The sequence below is a fragment of the Halanaerobium salsuginis genome (assembly GCF_900114545.1).
GTDB lineage: Bacteria > Bacillota > Halanaerobiia > Halanaerobiales > Halanaerobiaceae > Halanaerobium > Halanaerobium salsuginis.
In genome coordinates, this window is the sequence record NZ_FOTI01000032.1 from 12,281 (window position 1) to 33,443 (window position 21,163).

Here is a 21,163-nt window from a genome sequence, read left to right on the forward strand (position 1 = left end):
TTTATTTTGACTTTCAACTTAAGCAGAATTTACTTAGAGATTAGATAAAGATCAAAAAGAATAAAAAACAAAGCCATAAGAATATTACCACTGAACAAACTCTGCCAGGCTAAAGCACCAAGCAGTAAGATAACAAGTGTCTTAGAAGCCATCTGATTCACCTCCTTTTCATTATTTTCAACTAACCCCACTCCCTTATCTGCTCTCACCTCCTTAAATTTAGGCATAAAAAAAGAGCTGCCGGGACAGCCTCAGTTAAGAGACTATCCAGACAGCTCAGTGTCTTTAAGTATTTGATTCTGCTCTAGGGGGTGGGGCGTCGAACGTCGATCTGAAATTCATAATTAAGACGTGGTCCCGCTAGAAATTGTGTGCAATTTTTGAGATTACTAATAGGAAAAAACCCTTTTAAAATGCTAAAGATCTTCAAAAACAAGGTGTAAATTACTATATCTATTTAAGGAGTTACTTCCCTGCTTAATAAACTCCCAAGTTTCTTCATATTCACCTTCGACAGCAAAACTATCCTTTCTAATAAAATCTAAAAACTCTAATTCCCTTTCAAAATAGCTATCACTAAATTCTTCAGCTTTATCTACTTTTTGATTATCATCAACATTTGCATCATTGTGAAGTACATGCTCTAAATTACAGGATAGGTAGTAAGCATTATATGGAATCCCATTTATTTTAGAATGCCTACTCAGTCTATCCATGATGCTGCTTTTTTTATCATTTCTTTTCTTTGTGTTTTCAGGATGTCTGGTACATAACTTATCAACATAATAGTAATTCTTATCTTTATCATGTTTTTCGATCAAACCTTCACTGATATATGCTCCGTCAGTATCCAATAAATGAATAATTTCTAAAATATCCCCTTTATTATAATGTTCTTTGTCCAAAAACGATAATACTTCTTCATTGATTACTTCTATCACATTACGAGAATTAACTCCATTCCTGGTAGTTATATCTCCACGAGCAATTTGAAATTCAATCTCTTTATCCTCAAATATCTCAGAAAAAATAAGACCAAAAGATATTTCCTCCGTTATACCTTCTACTAAGAATAGAATTAATTTTCTAGTCATCAGCATCAACTCTACCAGCAGCCCTAAAAGCTCTGGCTATTTTGTATTCATTTGTTCTCTCATAAACTTCCTCGTCCTGTCCACCTAACTTAATTCCACGATAATAGAAACTTCTTAGATTATTGGTTTCCTTAACATTGGTGAATCTAATATATCGATTCTGAGGATTAGTAGTTGTAAAAATAAGTGACTCTTTATTAAGTTTCTCCAGTGGTCTTAGATTATGAGAAGTAAAGACCAGCTGTCCCTTGGCTCTATCCTGAATGATCTCCAGAATTTCACCTAAAAGATATTCAAATATACCAGCATCAAGCTCATCAACAGCCAGACAAATACCCGTCTTATTGTACATCGCAATCATTGCACTCAAGATAGATATGATCTTTTTAATACCATCTGATTCATATCTAAGAGGAATCTTAATCTCTCCTCTTTCTGCCAGCAGCTCTATTTTTATTACTGGATCACCGTTCTTATCCAATTCTTCTCCATACTCTTTAATTTTAATTGTTAGCTCTGGAATTATCTCTTTTAAGACGATATTTAAGTTCTCGATAACATTTTTGACAGTAGAGAGGACCCTCTCAGGAACTGTTGTCGGCTCAGACAGAGCTATTGCCAGATCTCCACCTTCTATTCTCTCTGAATCACTGAATTGAAAACAAAAAGGTATAATTAGATTGGCATTGATCATACCTGAACGAGAATTTCTGATCACAAACAGGTTCATTCGAGCATACTGTTTGATCTCCATTATAATATCAGCAAATTCGCTAAAGGCTTTATTACCCTTATAAATATGATCCATCTCACTAGAAAAAATAAAAGAGGTTTGTTCCTTCTTCGCAAGCTCCTTGGCTACTTTAAGGTCCACTTTAGCATCTTTATTGTTTTTAGTGAGCAAATTGTAATTCTTCTGGGGACTTAACAACTGCTCCTTCTCATCAAGGTTGTGAGTTATTATCCCTCTCTTATATGTCCAGTCATCTTCTTCAAGCTTTTTATATGATAGATCTTCTTTGATAATTACTGGAACAGCATTTTCTCTTCTTTCAATTACCATTTCATAAAAGAGTTGGTATTTGTCTTCTCCCAAAGACATAGAAAAAACAGCATCAATAGCAGCTTCTTTCTCGCCCTGGTATATATAATCTTTAATATCTCCAGGCAGAGATTCTCCAAGCAAGACCAGTTTCAGTATCCACAAAGCTTCAATAAAAGCAGTTTTACCAGAACCATTCTGGCCGTATATTCCCAGCACATCTGATGTTTCAGAAAAAAAGTCTTCGCTTTTATAACTGTTGAAATCAATCTGACCCTGCCTAACATTCTTAAAGTTATTCAGTTGTACCTGCTGCAGACGCAGCATTCTCTCCTTCATTTGATCACCTCCACTGATTAAATTATACAACTATTAGTAGTAAAAAGCAACATTTTCAGTAAAATCGATATAAAAAATATCATATTAGTTAAAAATTTTAGGTTATAGTCAAAAAAATAATCTATAAGGTGATTCTCTTAATAGTTGTTAAGACTAAACTTATATTAAATTTTACGATGTTAAACAAGGTGTACTCATTTAGATTACACCTCACATTATAATAATTTATAGTTAAGCTAAACATGTAAACTGTTCAATCCGTTAGAGTTATCCGCACTTATAGATATGTGCGGAGGTTTTTAACACTCATCAACTTCACCAATCAAATAGTTCAACAAAAAATACCCTGTAACTATTAGTCTACAGGGAAAAATATACATTGTTTAGTTTTGACTTATTAAAGGAATTACTTCTTTATTTCCTTTTTTTCTTCTTTCTTCTCAGGTTTTTTCTTAGCTACTTTTTTCTTATCTTTCATTTTCAACACCTCCCTGATATTTCAACTTACTACTTGAGCCTAAATTTATTATATTACATAAAACTCGAAATAATATCTAATTATTAAGTCCTCCTGAAGAAAATATTATACAAAATAAAAGCCCCAGAAAAGCTCCATTGTTACTGAACAAATGAAATCTCTCTGGGGTAATTAAGATGCTAATTTTATTTGATTTTCTATTATCAACTGCTTACGTTTAATCGTACTTAATCTAAATATTGTAATCCCTAAATTCCTATATAAAACTACATTAATGCTTAGAAATATAAACTCCGTCTTTAAATAGTTTTATCCCGGCATAAAGAATTATAAAGAATTCAAGCCTGCCTAAAAACATTCCGATCGTCTGGGTCCAGATTATACCCAGAGGTGATTCTGGTGAAAGTAAGCCAATAGAAATTCCAACTGTACCAAGAGCTGATCCAAATTCAAACATACTATCTAAAAGAGAATATCCATAGGCTGTATGGACTGCTACTCCTGCAAAAAAAGTAAACAAGTATAGTAATATATAGTTAGCTACATCTTTTACATGCTGATCTTTTACATAAAACTTATTCTCTCCCCGCCAGAGATAATTGCTGCTGACACTTCTGCGAGGTAAAAACTGTTCTTTAATTTCCCAGTAGATTGATTTAAAAATCAAATAGATTCTATACTGCTTAATACCACCAGCAGTTGAACCTGTTCCACCACCAACAAGCATAATTACTATAATGATAAAGTTAGCAAATATCGGCCAGCCGGCAAAAGAAATCGTCGAAAAACCGGTTGTTGATAAAGCTGTAATGATCTGGAAAAAGGTAATTCTAAAATTCTCGCTTAGCATAGGGTATAAAGAGTTTAATGAAAAAAACATTAATATAGGAGTTAAAAATATAAATAGAGTTATCATTAAACGTATCTCAGCATTTTTAAAGAATGTTTTAACCTTACCTTTAAGCAGTGTGTAATGAGTTGCAAAGTTTATTGTACCAAGCAGCATTAAGACAATTGTCACCACTTCAATAGATAAACTGTTGTAATGGCCGATGCTGTCAGGCTGAGTGGAAAAACCTCCAGTAGAAATTGCAGCCATCGAGTGATTTATGGAATCAAAGAGCGGCATCCCTGCAAAATAATAGAGAATAATCCCTGCTGCAGTATAGAAAGTATAGATTTTCATGATCAACATGGTAGAGCGTTTTACATGGGGTAATAATTTATCACTTCTTGCCTCAGCCATATATAATCCCATTCCATGAACCGGAAGCAGTGAAGATAAAGCAATTACTGCCAGGCCAGCTCCACCGAAAAACTGCATAATCGAGCGCCAGATCAGGATTAATTTCGGGGCAGTAGTCACATCCACAAGCGATAAACCGGTAGTTGTCCAACCACTTACTACTTCAAAAATAGAATGGCTCCAGCTCATATCTAAAATAGTTATAAAAGGTATTGCAGAGAAGAAGATTGCCCCAAGCCAGGAGAAGATAACAATTATACTACCTTCATTTAATGATAATTCCACATCTTCTTCCTGATGTCTGCGCCCATAAACATATAAAACTAGTCCTGCCAGGATAGATAATCCTCCCGCCAGCAAAAAATGAGGTGCCAGGCTGCTTTCTTCGGGAAAAGCAAGTAAAAATAAAAGCGGTGATAAAATAGCAGTTCCAGCAAAGATAATTATAATCCCGGTATATTTTGAAATCAGAAAGTAACGAGAGATAAGCAGATTTTTATATTTCATCTTATTCTTCACCACCAAAGACTTTAATAGCTTCTGCCTGTTCTTCGGGCAGTGAAATTATGACAATTTTATCTCCTGCCTGAATCTTAGACCCACCTCTAGGAATTGAAATATCTCCATTTCTAACTATACCACCTAAAACAATAGAAATAGGAAGGTCAATTTCTTTAATTTCCTTGCCAGCAGCTGCAGAGTCAGGTGCTACCTCAACCTGGAAGATACTTAGTTTCCCCTCTTCAATCATGGTTAAATTACTTACATCTTCTGAAATCACACTCTGCTCAATAATTGAACTAATCAAATCTGTAACATTAAAGATCCCCGTAATCCCCAAAATATTGAAAAGTTCTTCATTTTCTGGATTATTTACTAGAGCTGTAGTTCTCTCAACTCCAAAGTAGTCCATTGCCATTTTGCAGATAAAGAGATTACTGTGGTCCTTTTGCGTCAAAGATACAAGGTTATCAGCCTTATAGGCGCCAGCATCCTCCAGAACTTTTTTATCTGCTGCATCACCAAAAACAACTGTAGCCTTTATTTCTCTTGCCAGATCATCAGCAAGTTTTCGATCTTTATTGATAATTGTTACAAAATGTCCTTTAGAAATTAGCTTTTTGGCAAGATGATAAATTAACTTACCTCCCCCAACAAGTATAATTTCCATAATTACCTCATCCCTTCTCGCTCAATTTTATTTATCATGTTTTCAGCCAAAAGAGATATCTGAGAAAATATCTCAAAGCGTTCTTCTTTTTCATACATTTTCTCTACTGCCGGATCTATGGTTCTAACCATAATTCTTGGTACATCGAAATTAACCCTTGCCATCTGTGATACAAGATAGTTAATCTGATCATTTCCAGTACTAACTATTAAAAGGTCAGCTGATTCTATTTTACCTTCAAGTAAAATATCACTTTCAGCTGCATCCCCCTCTATTTCAAAACCTGAAAAGTCAACCGGCAGCAGAGCAAATGATTCTGGATTCTTTTCTATAACTACAACTTCATTACCAGAACGAGAAAGCTTTCCTGCAAGTAGTGACCCGGTGCGGCCGCAGCCAACAATAACAATAAACATCTATTCTTCCTCCTCGTCATCTCCAAAATTAACATCATCTAAGTCAATCGAACCCATACTTTCTCCTGCTCTTTCGATATTTTCATTTGCCGGCTTATAGCCAGGATCAAGTGCCAGAGCAGCTCTGTACATCTTCATTGCTTCTCCCTGCTTATGCTGCATCTCATAAATAATACCGAGCAGGTTAAATGGTTCAGGTTTTTCAGAGTCAAGAGAAGTGGCCTGCTGCAGCATTTCTTTTGCCTTTGAGAAGTCTCGTTTATTAATTGCGTTTTTAGCAAGCATAATATATTCTTCAAAACTTTCTACTTCTTTTTCACTATTTTCAACCTTATAGCGTTCAAAAACATCCTGAACAATATTAATAATTTCTTCTGGCTTAAATGGTTTACGCAGATAATCAACAGCCCCTAACTTTAGAGTTTCAACTGCTGTTTCTACACTACCATATCCTGTAATCATTATTACTTTTGTCTCAATTTCTTTATTTGTTACTTCTTTTAAAAACTGGATACCATCCATTCCCGGCATTTTCATATCAAGCAGTACAACCGGGATTTCTTCTTCTTTTAATTTTGCCAGTCCATCCTCTCCATTAACAGCTGTTTCAACTTCATAGTCTGCATTCGAAAGAGCTTTCTTTAAAGTCAAACGAATATTCTTTTCATCATCAACAACCAGTACTTTATTTTTCATTATTATCTTCCTCCTCTATTTCTTCCTGTCCTGTTCCTGCTTCCATAATACTTTCTTCTACAGCAGCCAGTAAATCACTCTGGCTGATTGGTTTGACTAAAAAGTCTTCAGCACCTGAAGAAATTGCCTTTTGCACATCATCTTCTTCAGATAAAGCAGACAATATAATAACCGGTATTTCCTCTGTAGCTGCATCACTTTTTAAAGCTTCAAGTACTAAAAAACCATTCATCTTCGGCAGCCTTAAATCAAGTAAAATAAGATCTGGACTAATATTATTAGCTTTATCAACCGCTTCTACTCCATCTACAGCATAATCCACAGCATAACCTGCCTTTTCCAGACTTTTACCAACAACTAATCTAATATTTTTTTCATCATCTACTACTAAAATTTTACTCATTATTTTCCTCCTGATAGCCATATCTTGGGATGTAGAATGAAAAAGTAGAGCCCTCTCCTTCTTCACTTTCAACCCAGATCCGACCATTGTGGGCTGTAATAATTTCTTTTGCAATAGCAAGGCCGAGACCGGTTCCACTCTTTTCCTCTTTATCACTGCCGGCTCTGACAAATTTCTCGAATATTTTAGACTGATATTCTTTTGGAATACCTGGTCCATTATCTGCTACTGATACTAGAACCCTTCTACCCTTTATTTCTGCATCTACTTCTATTTTTCCTTCATCAGCATAGCGAAGTGCATTTCCAACCAGGTTAGAAATCACCCAGCTTATTTTTGAAGGATCGGCATAAGCAAAAACATTATCTTCTGACTGTTTGAATTTGAGCTCAATTTCTTTTTCCTCCGCCTGTTTATGGAAGGGGTTAAGAGTTTTTTCAATAATATCATTGACATCTACCTTATCAAATTCCATTTCAATTTTACCTGATTCAATCTTAGAGAGATCAAGCAGATCATTTACTAACTCAGTTAATCGTTCAACATCCTCATAGGCTGCTTCCAGCAGTTCCTTCTGTTCCTCATTTAATTCTCCTGTATCCTCGTTAATTACCATGCTGAGCCCCATATTCATTGAAGTCAGCGGGGTCCTAAACTCATGTGATACAGTTGAAACAAACTCAGATTTCATATTGTCAATTTCTTTTAAGCGGGTAATATCCTCTAATAGAGTAACTGTAAATTGATATTCTTCATCTTCATCAATTACCTGTTTGGTTGAAATCCTGTAATGTCTTTTTTTATCGTTCTTTTTTAGTAGAAAGGTTTTCTCTTCTTTAGCTTCAGGATTTTTAATGTATTCAAAAATCTCTTCTGCCTTAATAACCTCTAAAAAGTGCGTGCCAAGTACATCCTCCCTCAGTGAAAATAGTTCTTTAGCTGTTTCGTTGATTAAAACAATCTTATGATCCTTATCTGTCACTATTAAGGGACTGCTCAAATTATTTACTACAGCTTCTGACTTTTCTTTCTCCATCAGCAGCTTTTTAACATTTAATTTTTCATATTCTTTTAGTTTGGAAATCATCTCATTAAATTCATCTGCCAGCACACCGATTTCATCTTCAGAGGCCACTTCAACTTTACGCTGAAAATTTCTAGCAGCCACTTCTTTAATACCTTTTTCTAATTCTTTAATTGGCCTCAATATCTGTTTGGTGAGATAAAAGGCAAAAATTAATGAAAATGCAGTAACCAGTAAAGCCAGTCCGATTGTATAGATGATTGCCTGATTGGCTCTGCTGTTTGCATCACCCTGGGCATCCACCATTGCCTGTCTATTTAGTTCTCTTAACTCCCGAATATCAGTTTTGATTTCATTAAATAAAGGCAGTAACTCCTGGTTATAAATCTCCCAGCGCTGATTTTCGTCTGCATTATAGAATTGATCAAATTTAGATACAAAACTAAAATACTTTTCATTTATCTTCTCAAGAATTGTGCCTTCACCATCTATTGTAATATTATCTTCTGCTCTGGCCAGCCAGGTATAAAATTCTTTTTCGTTGCGTCTAAATATTTCCTGTCCCTGTTCTTCAGATGTTCTCAAAAGCAGCAGCAGAGCACTATCCTGACGCTCTATTGATTCAACCATACTGTCACTGGCTTTAATGCTGCGGTAGTTTTCTACTAAGATATCATTGATCGCATTTGATAGAGATTCAAAGTTATAAATACTCCAGCCAACAACTCCAGCCAAAATTAAGATCATAACTGCAAAACCAAGGAGCATTTTACCTTTTAAAGTTTTAATCTTCATATTTTTCACACTCCTGAAATTATATCTTTCATTTATTTTTGTTGTAATTCATACTTTTTAGAAGTCCATAGAAGCTAAAGGTTTAATTACCAAAGTCACGCATTTTATCAAGATTCTCGTTTTTACCCATTAAAACCAGCTTATCTCCACTTTCAATCTTATCCTCAGCACCAGGAGAAATATGAATATTTTCTCCCCGCTTGATTGCCATTACATTAACATCGAAACTGGCTCTTAATTCAAGTTCTTTTAAAGACTTTCCTGTCATTTTGTCAGTTGCCAGCAGCTCTATCACTCCATATTCGGGAGCAAATTCTATATAGTCTAATACATTGGAAGAGATAAGATTCTGAGCAATTCTTGCCCCCATATCACGCTCTGGATAAACAATTCTATCTGCTCCAACTTTTGTTAAAACTTTGCCGTGTAATTTATCAGGTGCCTTTACAATTACATACGGTAAACTTAATTCCTTTAAAATTAAAGTACACAATATATTTGCTGAAACATTATCTCCAATGCTAACAACTGCCACATCAAAGTTTCTAACTCCCAGAGTTTTTAAAGCTTCTTCATCAGTAGCATCAGCTTCTACTGCATGAGTTACATCAGCACTGATTGCCTGCACCTTTTCTGGGTCACGGTCAATCGCTAAAACATCATGTCCATTTTCAGCCAGAGTCGTTGCTACACTGGCTCCAAATCTACCCAAACCTACTACTACAAACTGCTTCATTTATTTGTCCTCCTATCAAAATTAACCGACCATTACTTTTTCTGCTGGATAATGATATTTTCCTTTTCTTACTCTTTCGCCAAAGGCAAGTGCCAGGGTTAGTGGACCAACTCTACCAGCAAACATAGTAATTGTAATTAAAACTCTGCTGATATCAGATAGCTGACCGGTAATTCCTGTTGAAAGTCCCACTGTACCGAAGGCGGATACTGTCTCAAACAAAACATCTATAAATTGAAAGTCTTCGATCACTAATAAAAGCGTAGTTACTAAGACAACAAGGCCGGCAGCCAGCATTGTAATAGTAAAAGCCTCATAGACAATCTTTTTTTCAAAGCGGCGGTTATATACTTCCATATCTTCTTTACCTGTTATCATGTTTTTTAAGGTAACAAGCATCACTCCAAAAGTAGTTGTCTTAATACCTCCACCGGTCGAGCCGGGTGAAGCACCAATAAACATTAAGATAATGATAATAAAGAGTGAAGACTGTTTTAAAGCTCCGGTTGCAACTGTATTAAAACCTGCTGTTCTTGGTGTTACAGATAAAAACATTGCCCCCAGTGTTTTATCGAGAAGTGGTAAACCAGCAAGAGTATTATCATACTCTAAAACAAAAAATACTATAAAACCAAAAATTAAAAGAGCTAATGTTATGACGAGAACTATTTTAGTCTGCAGAGTTGATTTTTTAAACCTGACTCTATTATAAGCTTCGACCATAACTCCAAAACCTATACCACCGAGAATAATTAAGGCCATAATCACAAAGTTAATTGTTATGTCACCAGTAAAGTTTTCCAGGCTATTTCCAAAAAGATCAAAACCAGCATTATTAAAGGCAGATACAGCGTGGAAAATAGCCAGATAAATTGCCCTCCCTGCAGGATAATCCTCAACCAGACGGAAAAATAAGATAACTGCAGCAGTTCCCTCAATTGCAAAGGTAAAGCCAAGCAGATACTGAACCAGTCTCACCATACCTGAAATCTGATACTGATTTAAATCTTCCTGAATAATTAATCTTTCTTTTAAACTAATCTTTTTCCCAATTATAAAGGCAAATAAGGTAGACATTGACATGATACCTAATCCACCAATTTGGATCAAAAGCATAATAACTGTTGAACCAAAATGAGTAAAGGCTTCTTTAGTATTAACAACAATTAAACCTGTCACACAGGTGGCAGATGTGGCTGTAAATACTGCATCTACTGCATTTAAGCCCTGCCCATCTGTTGTCGCTATCGGCAGCATTAAAAGTATTGAACCCAGCATGATAATAATAAAATAACCAAAAACTAAGTACTGTGCTGGGGTTAAATTTTTCTTGCTGATCTTCATTCTCCCTACTCCTCTCAAAACAAATCTATGTATTTATTAAATAAATCAAAACTCTATAAAATCAAAAAAACACTACAGATAGACTGTAGTGCCAATAGATAAATTTCACCATAATATAGAATATAATGGTGGCATCACGTCTGTCCCTTATTTAAAGTCTACGGAGTTAGCTGTCGGGCTAGAAGTAAAGGTCTTCTTCTAATATAGATTCGCCCCAAAAATTGGGTCCCCCGCTCTCAGATGAGATTAGACAACAGAATTATTTTCTTTCCTATATTAAAACACATTATAAATATTTTGTCAAATAAGTGATAAAAATAATTTCTTCCGAAGTAACAAAAACCCCCAGAAAACTCCATCAATAACTGAACAAAATGAAGTTTCTCTGAGGGTAAATAATCTCCAATTGAGATGCTAATTTTATTCGATTTTCCACCGTGATTTCACCGCAGTGAGCCTCAGCCACCGTTAAATACCGCAGTAAAATATACAGTATTTTACAACTATATGGGATATTTCCAACACTAGATTGCTGTTATGACAGGGATTATAAGAAAAGATACTAATATACGGAACTTCGACAAAACTCTCCGAAGCCTTGAGCGTAGGTTCGACTCCTACCGGGGGCACCATTTATTTACATATAAACTTTACTTTATATTAACTGAATATTCTTTAATCTTCAATTTTGCTGCTTAATTTATTAATCCTAGCTTAGTTAATGTTTGAAAAGCTAAATTTTATAATATATAATTTACCTAAAATCAAAGTTAGCTCTTAAATTCAAAGCATCATTTTTCTTTATATAATATATAGTTCATTTCTATTAGAGGTGATCAAAATAAACAAGCAGAGAAAGCAGGCTGGTTTTAAAAATGAAAGGTTAATTGTAATCCCCCCCAAAAAAATAAGAAAGTTTTTATCACATCCCTTATTAACCTACTTTAGAAAGGATTTGTTCTTGATTGGTTTTTGATAATATTATTCATAGTTCACAAGTTTTTTCAAATATAAAAAATGTACTATATTGTTAATTATTTTAATAATACTAATAAAAAAATTCTCAGTTAGCAAAAGGATAGCTTATCCTATTTCTTAACTGAGAATTAAAATAAAATATATTTTATTTTTTTACTTAGTTAACTGTAATTAAATAAATGAAATAAGGTGCCCCAATAATTGCAACCATTATCCCAGCTGCAATTCCCTGAGGAGCAAAAATATTTTTACCAATTGTATCAGCTAGTAAAAGTAACCAGCCTCCAGTTAAGATAGCTACTGGTAAATATAATTGATTTCTTTTACCAATTAAAGACTTAGCTATATGAGGAGCCATTAAACCAATAAAGGCTATGCCTCCTGTAATTGAAACAGCTGATGCAGCTAAAGCAACTGCAATAATTAATAAATTAATCTGTTCTTTTTTGATATTCATTCCTAAACCTACAGCTACTTCATTACCAAGTGCTAAAATATTTAAGCTATTAGATTTATATAATACCAAAGGCAGTAAAACTAAAATCCAGGGTAATATTGCCAGAACAAAACTCCAATCAGTACCCCAAATATCACCAGCTAACCAGCGTGAAATAAATTCAACTTTTGTTTTATCTGCTGATGAAATTAAGACTATCATTGCACCTGATAATGCAGTAGAAAACCCGACTCCAATTAAAATTAACTTAATTGCCTGAAAACCATTATTTTTATTATAAGAAAAAAGATATATTAAAATTGCAGTAACTAAAGCACCAGTAAAAGCTGCTAAAGGAAGAAAATAAATGAATTTACCTGCCTGAACTGGAAAATAAAGAAAAAATAATGCAACTGCAAAACCAGCTCCAGAATTAATCCCAATTATTCCTGGATCAGCTAAATCATTTCTGGTTAAAGACTGTAAAATAGATCCAGCAGCAGCCAGAGCCATTCCAGCTAACAAAGTAATTATAATTCTGGGCAATCGAATAGAAAATATAACAAAATTTTCTTTAAAAGTTCCCTGTCCAAATAAAATTGGAATTATTCTCTTAATTGATAAAGTAGAATTAGCAATTATTAAATTGAGAAGGCTAGTTATTAAAATAGTTAAAAATAAAGTCAAAATTATTAAGCGCTGTTTTTTGATAATTGCTGGATCAATCATTAAAAGTATCTTCTCCTTCTATTCACAATAATTAAAAAAAACGGCAGACCAAGTAAAGCAATAATTGCTACAACGGGAGTTTCATAAGGAGCATTTAATGTTCTGCTCAAAAGATCAGCTAACAGCATAAAAATAGAGCCAGTAAGAGCTGAAAGCGGCATTACAAATCGATAGTCTCTCCCAGCAAAAGTTCTAACTAGGTGTGGAATCATCAAACCAAGAAAAACTATATTCCCAACTACTGCAACTGCCGCTCCAGTTAAAATTATAATAATTAAAAATAGCATAATTTTAGTTCGAAAAACTTTCTGGCCCAGCCCAATTGCTATTTCTTCTTTTAAACTTAAGATTGTCAGCTGTCTTGCTAATAAAAAAGCGCCAGCAAGTCCAAAAATTATAATAGGAATAATAAGTTTAAGCTGTGACCAGCCAACACCAACTAGTCCACCAGCTGTCCACATTGTAACATTTTTAGAAATTTTAAAATAAATACTTATAGCTCTGGTAACTGCATAAAGAAAAGTAGAAACAGCTGAACCTGCCAGTACTATCTTTAAAGGAGAAAACCCTTTTTGATTAAAAGCTGCAATTCCAAAAACGAGTCCTGCTCCTATTGCAGCACCAATAAAACTGGCCAAAATAGTTCCCAGATAATCTATAGCTGGAAAAATAGCTAAAGTAATAGCTAAAAAAAGATTAGCTCCAGCTGTTAAACCAAATAAACCTGGATCAGCCAGTGGATTTCTGGTCATTCCCTGCATAATTGCTCCAGCAGCAGCCAGAGCAGCTCCTACAAAAATTGCTGCTATAGCTCGCGGTATTCTGATCTCCTGTAGTATTATAATTTCCTCTATATTACCAGAGAAGCTTAAGGCCTGCCAGGTTTGTTTAAAACTAACTTCTGCTGCTCCAAAACGAACTGCCAGAAAAAATGAAATTAGCAAAAACAGTAAAGCAATTATTAAAAGATATGAAAATGAAATTCTTTTATTGTTTTTTTGCATAAAAACCCTCATTATTAATTAATAATATTTTAATTATCTAGTCTGCTAAACCAAGTTTAAGCTGTAAAATAAATAATTATTTATAAAAAATGATAAAACTAATTACTTAAAAAATTATTTTTTATAAATTGAAGCTGATATTCTAAAGTTATTGGATCATTAAAATAAAACTTATCAGCTGGTGCGGTAAAAACTTTTTCCTGTTTAACAGCCGGTATATTTTGATAAGTTGCTGTTTTCTGAAAAGCTATCTCACTACCTGATGTTTGAGAAATAATTAAATAGTCACCAACTATTTCTGGCAGCACTTCAAAAGAAAGCGTCTGATAACCATTTTCCGAAACTAATTCTTTTACTGACTGAGGCATTTTTAAATTCATTTCTTGATATAAGATTTCTGTACCACGACCCCAATTTTTACCAAACACATAGAGTTCTTTAGCAGAAGTTTCGATAACTGTTACTGTAGCATCTGAGCCTATTTTGTCTTTAATTGCTTTCCCAATTTTTTTAGTTCTCGCTTTAAAATCTGCTATCCACTCTTTAGCCGTTTTTTCTTTGTTAAGTAGTTTAGCAATTTCAAGATGCTGCTCCAAATAACCTAGTCTGCCATATGTAAAGGTAACTGTAGGAGCAATTTTTTTTAAACGATTAATATTTTTCAGATTAGAAAGACCAATAATCAAATCAGGATTTAAAGCTAGTATTTGCTCAAGATTATGATCACTTACTGTACTAACTCCTGCTAAATCATAATTAGAGTTATTTTTAGCCCAGCTATCAGCTCCAACTATATTAACTCCCAGAGCAAGCACATTACCAGCAAAAGTAGAAAGCACAACAACTCTTTGAGGATTGCTAGGTACTTTAACCGGTCCATTTTCTGACTGATAAATTCTAACTCCTGAATCCGCTAAAACAGTAATTGAATTAAAAATTAGAAACAGCGTTAGTATAGTCACTATACTTTTCTTTTTCATTTTTATCAGCTCCTTCGGCTATGTTATAACTAATACACATTGGTTTACCTGTCAGAGGATCTTGCCCAATAATGGCTTCTATATTAAAAATTTCTTTCAAAACTTCAGCAGAAATCACTGCTTCAGGTTTGCCAGCTTTAATTACTTTACCAGATTTCATAGCAATTATATAATCAGCAAACCGGGCAGCTTGGTTTAAATCATGTAAAACCATCACAATAGTTCTGGCCTGCTTTTTATTTAAATTATCAAGTAACTTTAAAACTTCCAATTGATGAGCTAAATCTAAGTAAGTAGTTGGTTCATCAAGAAATATAGTTTCTGTTTCTTGAGCAAGAGCCATTGCAATCCAGACTCGCTGACGCTGACCACCTGAAAGAGAATCAATTAATCGATATTTAAACACATCAGTCCCAGTAACTTTGAGAGCCCAATTAATTACTTGATAATCATGTTCAGACAATCTACCTAAACTGCTCTGATAAGGAAAGCGGCCATAAGATACTAGTTCTCCAACAGTCAGCCCGTCTGCAATTTCCTGACTTTGTGGCAAAATAGATAATTTTTTAGCTAATTCTTTAGTATCAAAATTAGATATATCATTCCCATTTAAAATTATTTTTCCTGATTGATAGGGAATTATTCTACTAATAGTTTTTAACATTGTGGATTTCCCACTCCCATTAGCTCCAATAATAATAGTAGTTTTATGTTCAGGAATATCTATATTTAAATCTTTAACTACCAGATTGTCACCATAAGCTATATTTAAATCTTTAGTAGTTAAAATCATTAGTATACCTCCTTATAGGTTAAGATGAAAACGAGATTCATTATCAATTAATTGACAAAAAAATAAGCTGCTCTTTTAAAAATGGCAACTTACTTTAGTATAAATTAATTAGACAATATTTTCAAGCACAATAAACTCTGCTAATTATAAATATGAGTAAATTACTGCTATTTATTCATTTATTCTCTTACATAAGCAGAAATCTAAACTATTAATAAAAATAAACCAGCTTTATTGTTAAGTTTTATTTATTTTAAAAATTTATACATTACATAAGCATCAACAAAACCAGCTTCAGGATGATTGAATGCTTCTGGTAAACGTCCCACAATTTTATAGCCTAACTTTAGCCAGAGTCTTACTGCTGATAAATTTGTTGAAGCAACAAAGTTAAATTGCATAGCCCGATAGCCATGTTCTAAAGCTCTTTTTTGTGAATCCTGACATAGAAAACTGCCAATTCCTTGTCCACGAAAATTAGGTGCAACCATATAACCGCAATTACAAACATGATTTCCCTGACCACTATGATTGGTTTTGATATAATAAGTAGCTATAACTTCTCCCTTTCTTTCTGCCAAATAAGTATATTCAGGTTTTTCTAACCAGGCATGGAAAGCTGCTTTCTTAGTCATATCGGCTGGATATTCATAAGTAGTACCTTTTCTAATTACAGACTGCAAAATTGGCCATAATTTTTCAAAATCAGCTGCTTTAGCTAATCTAATTTTTAAATTTTGTACTGCAGTTAAATCGCCTTGCTTGATCATTGCTATCATTTCTCCTTTTAATTTAAACTATTACATTTATAATTATGCTAACTTAGACTGATACTTTTCCTTTAATGACAGGATGAGGATCATAACCAAGCAATTTAATATCCTGATAATTAAATTTAAAAATATCTTTAATTTCAGGATTGAGTTTAACTTCAGGCAGTGGTCTCGTTTCTCTTGCTAGCTGTTTTTTTACTTGTTCAAAGTGATTATGATAAATATGAACATCACCACCAGTCCAGATAAAATCACCAACTTCAAGATCTGTTATCTGAGCTATTAAATGAGTTAAAAGACTGTAGCTTGCAATATTAAAAGGAACTCCTAAAAAGGTATCACATGATCGTTGATATAATTGACAGGACAACTTACCATCTGCCACATAGAATTGAAAAAGCAAGTGACAGGGCGGAAGAGCCATCTCAGATAATTCTCCGACATTCCAGGCATTTACAATTAATCTTCTCGAATAAGGATTATCTTTAATCTGTTCAATTAAATTGGCAATTTGATCAACCGTATCACCATTTTGCTTACCCCAGCTGCGCCACTGGTGTCCATAAACTTTACCTAAATTACCATTTTGATCAGCCCACTCATCCCAAATATGTACATTATTATCATTTAAATATTTAATATTCGTATCACCCTTTAAAAACCAGAGCAGTTCGTAGACAATTCCTTTCCAGTAAACTTTTTTAGTTGTCAGCAAAGGGAATCCTTCCTGTAAATTAAAACGAAGTTGATATCCAAAAACGCTTCTGGTTCCTGTCCCTGTACGATCAGAGCGATCTATTCCATTATCTAAAATATGTTGACACATCTTAAGGTATTGTTTCATTTGAGTTCACTCCCAATTGCTTTAGTTTTACGCTGATAAATATGAAAAAAATATTGATAAGGGTTTTGACTATTTTTAATCCCCTGCTCTTTACTAACTAAAGTCCAATTTTGCCAATTAATTTCGGGAAAATAAGTGTCTCCCGAAAACTTATTTTCAATAATTGTCAAATATAATTTGTCAGTTTGGGGGAGAAAGATTCGATAAATTTCTGCTCCTCCAATAATAAAAGCTTGCTGAGCTTGATCAGTAAATCTAGTCAGTATTTCAGCAGGTGAATTAATTATTTCACATCCTTCAGCTGTATAATTTTTATCTCTAGTCAAAATGATATTTTCTCGTTCTGGAAGAGGAAACCCAATTGATTCAAAGGTTTTTCTTCCCATAATAACAGGTGAACCAGTAGTAGTTTTTTTAAAGTATTTTAAGTCTGCTGGCAGCTGCCAGGGAATTTTATTTTTATCACCAATTAACTGATTCTGATCCATTGCTACAATAATTGCTAAACTCATAATTACACCTCACTAAAAAATTCATTATTACTATTATAGCAAGAAATTTAAAGCAAAGAAAGCTAAACAGGCTATTTTATCTAAACTAGTTTTTTACTTAATCTTATCATATCAAAACATTGAATTTTATTTTCGTATAGTGGCTTATTATAATGCCTTAAAAAATAATTTTTATCAATTCCTACAATTCTAAATCCAAGTTTTTGATATAATGCTAGTTGAAACAAGCTAGAATTTGCTGTGCCAATCTCTAGTCTTTCTGCTCCAGCCAGGCGAGCTCGTTCAATTGCATCATTAAGCAAAAATTTCCCCAGACCCTGCTGTTGATAATCTTCTCTAACGGCAATATTAACAACTTCTAAAATATTAGGTCGTGTTTTGAGCAAGATATATTCACCAATAATATCATGCTTAAGGCTGGCAATAAAGATTAATCCCCGGGCCAGATAAGAATTAATCATTTTTGATGAAGGGTCTGCTAATAATAATAATTCATACAAATCATCACTAATTTCAGCAGTTTTACTAATCACAACCTGTTCAATTAATTTACTCATAACTAACCTCCTAGCTTGTCTTACTAATCAATTTGCTAACTTTTTTTAACTTTAATTTTAGATAAATCAATCCAGTAACGATTAAACATTTTCTTGGAATCTTTATAATGTCTTGTGTCTGCCAATTTACCATTGTTTTTTATAATAACTTTAATTGAAGCTAGATTATCGATATCAGCTGTAAGTAAAACCTTACTAATTCCTAGCTTTTTGGCTTCTTGAAGAGTTTTATTTAATAATTCTGTTCCAATCCCTTTTCCTCTAACCGACTTTTTAATATAATAAGAAATATGACCTCCACAATTTAAAAGCTCTTTAGTAAGTTTATGTCTTAATTTACTGAGCCCAATAACATAATTATTAGGAGTAACTAGCCAGTATGTAGTCATTGCAACAAAGTCAGGTTTAAGCTGATCAGCTTTTTCCATTAAAATCAATCTATTTAGATATCTTTCAACACTAAAGTTGGGAGAGTTAAGATTTGGTCCTGATACCCCATTCTCTCCTTTATTAAAGTCATCTAAAAATTCCATTAATCCACCTGGTAATTCCCGGGAAACTTTTTTAAGCTGCAAGTTAGTTACCTCCTATTGCAGAGCTTATTTTTCTTTATCAGGGCTGTTATAAATTTTTGCCTCGATTACATATAATATTATTCATATTTATAATGAATCTCTCTTCTTTTTAAAAATTATTTATGGTTTAGCATAACCTTACTGAAATTTGAGATCGCGTCTGGTTCAGCAATCAAACTGTAATATTCATCTGCTTCTTCAGGGCTATTGTAACTCCATCACCAATAGGTAGAATAGTACTTTCAATTCTATCATCAGTCATAACCAACTTATTAAATTCTTCAATTGCTGGAATTAAGTAATGCCATTTGGGATCTAAATCTATTACAGGAAACAATGTATCATCTGCAACTAATATTCCTCCAGGTTTTAATAACTTAATACAATCATCAAATAAAACAGGATAAAGCCTTTTGTCTACATCTTGAAATATTAAGTCATATTTTTTATTTAAACCCGGGATAATTACTTTAGCATCACCAATTTTTATATCAATTATGTCAGCAACTCCAGATTTAATAAAATTCTCTTTAGCTTGTTTTGCTACAGCTTCATCAAACTCGATTGTTGTTATATGACCTTTATATTTTTTTAGTATTTGAGCCATTGATGTTGCTGAATATCCAATGCTTGTCCCTATTTCTAAAATATCCCTTGAACTACTTATTGTAATTATTAATTTCAAGAAACGAGCTACATCATCATCTACTACTGGTATAAAATCTTTTAATTCTGTTTCATCTTGAAATTTTTTGCGATTTAGTTCTTCTTTATCCTTATACAAATTTTCTATATACTTGTTGATTCTTTCTAAATCCATGTTTTTCATCTCCTTTATACTTTTAGCCATTATTGCAGATAACGTCCCGAGTATTCCCGACGTGCTCGTGCCGTTAGGCCTGGCGCAAAGTTTGCTGCTTAAACACTTACCTCATTCATGGCAAGCTTTGTGACAGAGAGCATGTCTTGAAGAGTAGCCATGGTCTTTGGCGTAACGGGAATACTCTGTTATCTGAAGTTGCACTTCTATCTTTCAGAAAACCAAACATTTACAAGCGTAGTTAAATACAACCCTAAAATAAGCCATCCAAAAATTCCTTCAGCTACATATAATAATTTATAATTTTGACTGAAAAATGAAGGAAAAATTCCCAATGTAAAAAAGGCACTAACACTTGTTAATATTGACTGACTTATACTATATAAATTTAAATAATAAATAAAAGAAAAAACAGCAATGATTAACATGCCACCTATAAATGCTCTAAATGGTTTAACCCCGTAACCAGTTAACCATTCTATTAAAATTTTCTTATATAAATAATCTATTAATCCATCATTATTATGATTTGTTCCTGCTTGTTTAGATTTAAAAAAATATTTTCTTTTTTTATCGTAAACATTATCTGCTTTAAAAGCCTGTTGAATAGAATTATAAAAGTCACTCAAAAATGAATAATCATACTCTGAACTCATTGATCCTTTATGAGCAACAAAAGATGTAACAGGTTCCTCAATATTTACTGTAGAATTAAATTTACAATCTAAAAACAAGTTTTTTTCTGTAAAAAAATTTTTAAAATTTGTATTAGAAAAACTACAGTTAGTAAATTTAGAGCCTTCAATAAAATCACAATTAATAAATTTACATTTCTCAAATTTTGCTCCTAACCACACATTATTATGGAAAATACAATTACGAAAAGTAACTTTATGAAATTTCGCAAAGTTAAAGGAACAGCGAAAATATCCATTTTTGAATTCACAATGATTAAAATGTGAGTAGGAAAAATCTATATTTTCAAAATTATCTTTTTTAGGGAAATCAATTTCTTCTCCATGAATCGTTATTCCCTGCATATACTAAACTAAAAGTATACCAAAATTAATGGTCTGCTAAACGAAAAATGTACCATTCTATCACCGCCTCCTGTATAATTGATTTAACCACAAATCATATTATGCGGGAGGTAAGAAAGGTGATAGAAATGGCACAATATAATTATATTAGATTTTTGTATTTTAATCAAAAGAAAAGCAAAAGAGCTATTGCTCGGGAAACTGGATTACACCGAGATACGATAACCAGAGCAATTGAGAATCCAGAGCAAAAGTACAGACTAAGTACTGAAAGACCACAGCCAGTAAATGGAGATTTCAAAGATCGAATAAAAGAAATGGTTAAAGCTAACCATGAA

At 33.2% G+C, this 21,163-nt stretch carries 22 protein-coding genes, 1 pseudogene and 1 riboswitch; of the genes and pseudogenes, 1 reads left to right on the top strand and 22 read right to left on the bottom strand.

Annotated features, from left to right (window positions below; all coding sequences use genetic code 11):
• Positions 1-29 precede the first annotated feature (29 nt).
• The 22 genes from BMZ74_RS14775 to BMZ74_RS10210 all read right to left on the bottom strand — a co-directional run bounded on the left by BMZ74_RS14775 (position 30) and on the right by BMZ74_RS10210 (position 20,825).
• Positions 30-152 (bottom strand): hypothetical protein, encoded by a 123-nt coding sequence (locus tag BMZ74_RS14775; protein ID WP_281244093.1) that lies wholly within the window; start codon positions 150-152, stop codon positions 30-32.
• 264 nt (positions 153-416) lie between these two features.
• Positions 417-1,103 (bottom strand): hypothetical protein, encoded by a 687-nt coding sequence (locus tag BMZ74_RS10110; protein WP_177181426.1) that lies wholly within the window; start codon positions 1,101-1,103, stop codon positions 417-419.
• The gene (locus BMZ74_RS10115; RefSeq protein WP_089862127.1) at positions 1,087-2,475 is read right to left on the bottom strand and encodes an AAA family ATPase; all 1,389 of its coding nucleotides are present in this window, start codon (positions 2,473-2,475) and stop codon (positions 1,087-1,089) included. The genes BMZ74_RS10110 and BMZ74_RS10115 overlap by 17 nt, the downstream gene beginning before the upstream one ends.
• A 749-nt stretch (positions 2,476-3,224) precedes the next feature.
• Entirely contained in the window at positions 3,225-4,706 is a 1,482-nt protein-coding gene (locus tag BMZ74_RS10120) for a TrkH family potassium uptake protein (RefSeq protein ID WP_089862128.1), read from the bottom strand.
• A 1-nt stretch (position 4,707) separates the two neighbouring features.
• Complete coding sequence (locus BMZ74_RS10125; RefSeq protein WP_076544502.1) at positions 4,708-5,370, bottom strand: potassium channel family protein; 663 nt, start codon at positions 5,368-5,370, stop codon at positions 4,708-4,710.
• A 2-nt stretch (positions 5,371-5,372) separates the two neighbouring features.
• A complete protein-coding gene (locus BMZ74_RS10130) occupies positions 5,373-5,786 on the bottom strand; it encodes a potassium channel family protein (RefSeq protein ID WP_089862129.1) in 414 nt (137 codons plus the stop codon).
• Entirely contained in the window at positions 5,787-6,482 is a 696-nt protein-coding gene (locus BMZ74_RS10135; protein WP_076544500.1) for a response regulator, read from the bottom strand.
• A complete protein-coding gene (locus BMZ74_RS10140) occupies positions 6,472-6,885 on the bottom strand; it encodes a response regulator transcription factor (protein WP_089862130.1) in 414 nt (137 codons plus the stop codon). Before BMZ74_RS10140 ends, BMZ74_RS10135 begins: the two co-directional genes overlap by 11 nt.
• Positions 6,878-8,704, bottom strand: a complete 1,827-nt coding sequence (locus BMZ74_RS10145; protein WP_089862131.1) for a HAMP domain-containing sensor histidine kinase — start codon at positions 8,702-8,704, stop codon at positions 6,878-6,880. Before BMZ74_RS10145 ends, BMZ74_RS10140 begins: the two co-directional genes overlap by 8 nt.
• Before the next feature lie 82 nt (positions 8,705-8,786).
• A complete protein-coding gene (locus BMZ74_RS10150) occupies positions 8,787-9,440 on the bottom strand; it encodes a potassium channel family protein (RefSeq protein ID WP_089862132.1) in 654 nt (217 codons plus the stop codon).
• A 21-nt stretch (positions 9,441-9,461) separates the two neighbouring features.
• The gene (locus BMZ74_RS10155; RefSeq protein WP_089862133.1) at positions 9,462-10,784 is read right to left on the bottom strand and encodes a TrkH family potassium uptake protein; all 1,323 of its coding nucleotides are present in this window, start codon (positions 10,782-10,784) and stop codon (positions 9,462-9,464) included.
• A 140-nt stretch (positions 10,785-10,924) separates the two neighbouring features.
• Positions 10,925-11,047: riboswitch (cyclic di-AMP (ydaO/yuaA leader) on the bottom strand.
• Positions 11,048-11,919: 872 nt separating this feature from the next.
• Positions 11,920-12,927, bottom strand: coding sequence for a FecCD family ABC transporter permease (locus BMZ74_RS10160; RefSeq protein WP_089862134.1), 1,008 nt, complete (start codon positions 12,925-12,927; stop codon positions 11,920-11,922).
• Entirely contained in the window at positions 12,927-13,931 is a 1,005-nt protein-coding gene (locus BMZ74_RS10165) for a FecCD family ABC transporter permease (protein ID WP_089862135.1), read from the bottom strand. The genes BMZ74_RS10160 and BMZ74_RS10165 overlap by 1 nt, the downstream gene beginning before the upstream one ends.
• Before the next feature lie 98 nt (positions 13,932-14,029).
• Complete coding sequence (locus BMZ74_RS10170) at positions 14,030-14,911, bottom strand: iron-hydroxamate ABC transporter substrate-binding protein (RefSeq protein ID WP_089862136.1); 882 nt, start codon at positions 14,909-14,911, stop codon at positions 14,030-14,032.
• Positions 14,862-15,704, bottom strand: a complete 843-nt coding sequence (locus BMZ74_RS10175) for an ABC transporter ATP-binding protein (RefSeq protein WP_089862137.1) — start codon at positions 15,702-15,704, stop codon at positions 14,862-14,864. The genes BMZ74_RS10170 and BMZ74_RS10175 overlap by 50 nt, the downstream gene beginning before the upstream one ends.
• 248 nt (positions 15,705-15,952) lie before the next feature.
• The gene (locus tag BMZ74_RS10180) at positions 15,953-16,474 is read right to left on the bottom strand and encodes a GNAT family N-acetyltransferase (protein WP_089862138.1); all 522 of its coding nucleotides are present in this window, start codon (positions 16,472-16,474) and stop codon (positions 15,953-15,955) included.
• Positions 16,475-16,526: 52 nt separating this feature from the next.
• Positions 16,527-17,321 carry a thymidylate synthase gene (locus tag BMZ74_RS10185; RefSeq protein WP_089862139.1) on the bottom strand — a complete coding sequence of 265 codons (795 nt, stop codon included), beginning with the start codon at positions 17,319-17,321 and terminating at the stop codon, positions 16,527-16,529.
• Positions 17,318-17,833, bottom strand: a complete 516-nt coding sequence (locus tag BMZ74_RS10190; protein ID WP_089862140.1) for a dihydrofolate reductase — start codon at positions 17,831-17,833, stop codon at positions 17,318-17,320. Before BMZ74_RS10190 ends, BMZ74_RS10185 begins: the two co-directional genes overlap by 4 nt.
• A gap of 80 nt (positions 17,834-17,913) precedes the next feature.
• Positions 17,914-18,378: a GNAT family N-acetyltransferase gene (locus BMZ74_RS10195; RefSeq protein ID WP_425432343.1), complete on the bottom strand. Its 465-nt coding sequence runs from the start codon at positions 18,376-18,378 to the stop codon at positions 17,914-17,916.
• A gap of 47 nt (positions 18,379-18,425) precedes the next feature.
• Positions 18,426-18,965 carry a GNAT family N-acetyltransferase gene (locus tag BMZ74_RS10200; RefSeq protein WP_089862142.1) on the bottom strand — a complete coding sequence of 180 codons (540 nt, stop codon included), beginning with the start codon at positions 18,963-18,965 and terminating at the stop codon, positions 18,426-18,428.
• Between the two features lie 172 nt (positions 18,966-19,137).
• Positions 19,138-19,785 carry an O-methyltransferase gene (locus BMZ74_RS10205; protein ID WP_089862143.1) on the bottom strand — a complete coding sequence of 216 codons (648 nt, stop codon included), beginning with the start codon at positions 19,783-19,785 and terminating at the stop codon, positions 19,138-19,140.
• Between the two features lie 206 nt (positions 19,786-19,991).
• On the bottom strand, positions 19,992-20,825 hold the full coding sequence (locus tag BMZ74_RS10210; RefSeq protein WP_089862144.1) for a pentapeptide repeat-containing protein: 834 nt from the start codon (positions 20,823-20,825) through the stop codon (positions 19,992-19,994).
• A gap of 119 nt (positions 20,826-20,944) precedes the next feature.
• Here BMZ74_RS10210 and BMZ74_RS10215 point away from each other — a divergent pair.
• A pseudogene (locus BMZ74_RS10215) lies at positions 20,945-21,163 on the top strand (IS21 family transposase); the annotation flags it as partial.

Excerpts from the sequence above, each read along its gene's own strand:
- BMZ74_RS10185 (WP_089862139.1), bottom strand. The coding sequence starts at position 17,321 with ATGAAACAATACCTTAAGATGTGTCAACATATTTTAGATAATGGAATA.
- BMZ74_RS10205 (WP_089862143.1), bottom strand. The coding sequence starts at position 19,785 with ATGGATTTAGAAAGAATCAACAAGTATATAGAAAATTTGTATAAGGAT.
- BMZ74_RS10210 (WP_089862144.1), bottom strand. The coding sequence starts at position 20,825 with ATGCAGGGAATAACGATTCATGGAGAAGAAATTGATTTCCCTAAAAAA.
- BMZ74_RS10120 (WP_089862128.1), bottom strand. The coding sequence starts at position 4,706 with ATGAAATATAAAAATCTGCTTATCTCTCGTTACTTTCTGATTTCAAAA.
- BMZ74_RS10115 (WP_089862127.1), bottom strand. The coding sequence starts at position 2,475 with ATGAAGGAGAGAATGCTGCGTCTGCAGCAGGTACAACTGAATAACTTT.
- BMZ74_RS10180 (WP_089862138.1), bottom strand. The coding sequence starts at position 16,474 with ATGATCAAGCAAGGCGATTTAACTGCAGTACAAAATTTAAAAATTAGA.
- BMZ74_RS10160 (WP_089862134.1), bottom strand. The coding sequence starts at position 12,927 with ATGATTGATCCAGCAATTATCAAAAAACAGCGCTTAATAATTTTGACT.
- BMZ74_RS10190 (WP_089862140.1), bottom strand. The coding sequence starts at position 17,833 with ATGAGTTTAGCAATTATTGTAGCAATGGATCAGAATCAGTTAATTGGT.
- BMZ74_RS10175 (WP_089862137.1), bottom strand. The coding sequence starts at position 15,704 with ATGATTTTAACTACTAAAGATTTAAATATAGCTTATGGTGACAATCTG.
- BMZ74_RS10155 (WP_089862133.1), bottom strand. The coding sequence starts at position 10,784 with ATGAAGATCAGCAAGAAAAATTTAACCCCAGCACAGTACTTAGTTTTT.
- BMZ74_RS10140 (WP_089862130.1), bottom strand. The coding sequence starts at position 6,885 with ATGAGTAAAATTTTAGTAGTAGATGATGAAAAAAATATTAGATTAGTT.
- BMZ74_RS10150 (WP_089862132.1), bottom strand. The coding sequence starts at position 9,440 with ATGAAGCAGTTTGTAGTAGTAGGTTTGGGTAGATTTGGAGCCAGTGTA.
- BMZ74_RS10135 (WP_076544500.1), bottom strand. The coding sequence starts at position 6,482 with ATGAAAAATAAAGTACTGGTTGTTGATGATGAAAAGAATATTCGTTTG.
- BMZ74_RS14775 (WP_281244093.1), bottom strand. The coding sequence starts at position 152 with ATGGCTTCTAAGACACTTGTTATCTTACTGCTTGGTGCTTTAGCCTGG.
- BMZ74_RS10170 (WP_089862136.1), bottom strand. The coding sequence starts at position 14,911 with ATGAAAAAGAAAAGTATAGTGACTATACTAACGCTGTTTCTAATTTTT.
- BMZ74_RS10145 (WP_089862131.1), bottom strand. The coding sequence starts at position 8,704 with ATGAAGATTAAAACTTTAAAAGGTAAAATGCTCCTTGGTTTTGCAGTT.
- BMZ74_RS10130 (WP_089862129.1), bottom strand. The coding sequence starts at position 5,786 with ATGTTTATTGTTATTGTTGGCTGCGGCCGCACCGGGTCACTACTTGCA.
- BMZ74_RS10125 (WP_076544502.1), bottom strand. The coding sequence starts at position 5,370 with ATGGAAATTATACTTGTTGGGGGAGGTAAGTTAATTTATCATCTTGCC.
- BMZ74_RS10165 (WP_089862135.1), bottom strand. The coding sequence starts at position 13,931 with ATGCAAAAAAACAATAAAAGAATTTCATTTTCATATCTTTTAATAATT.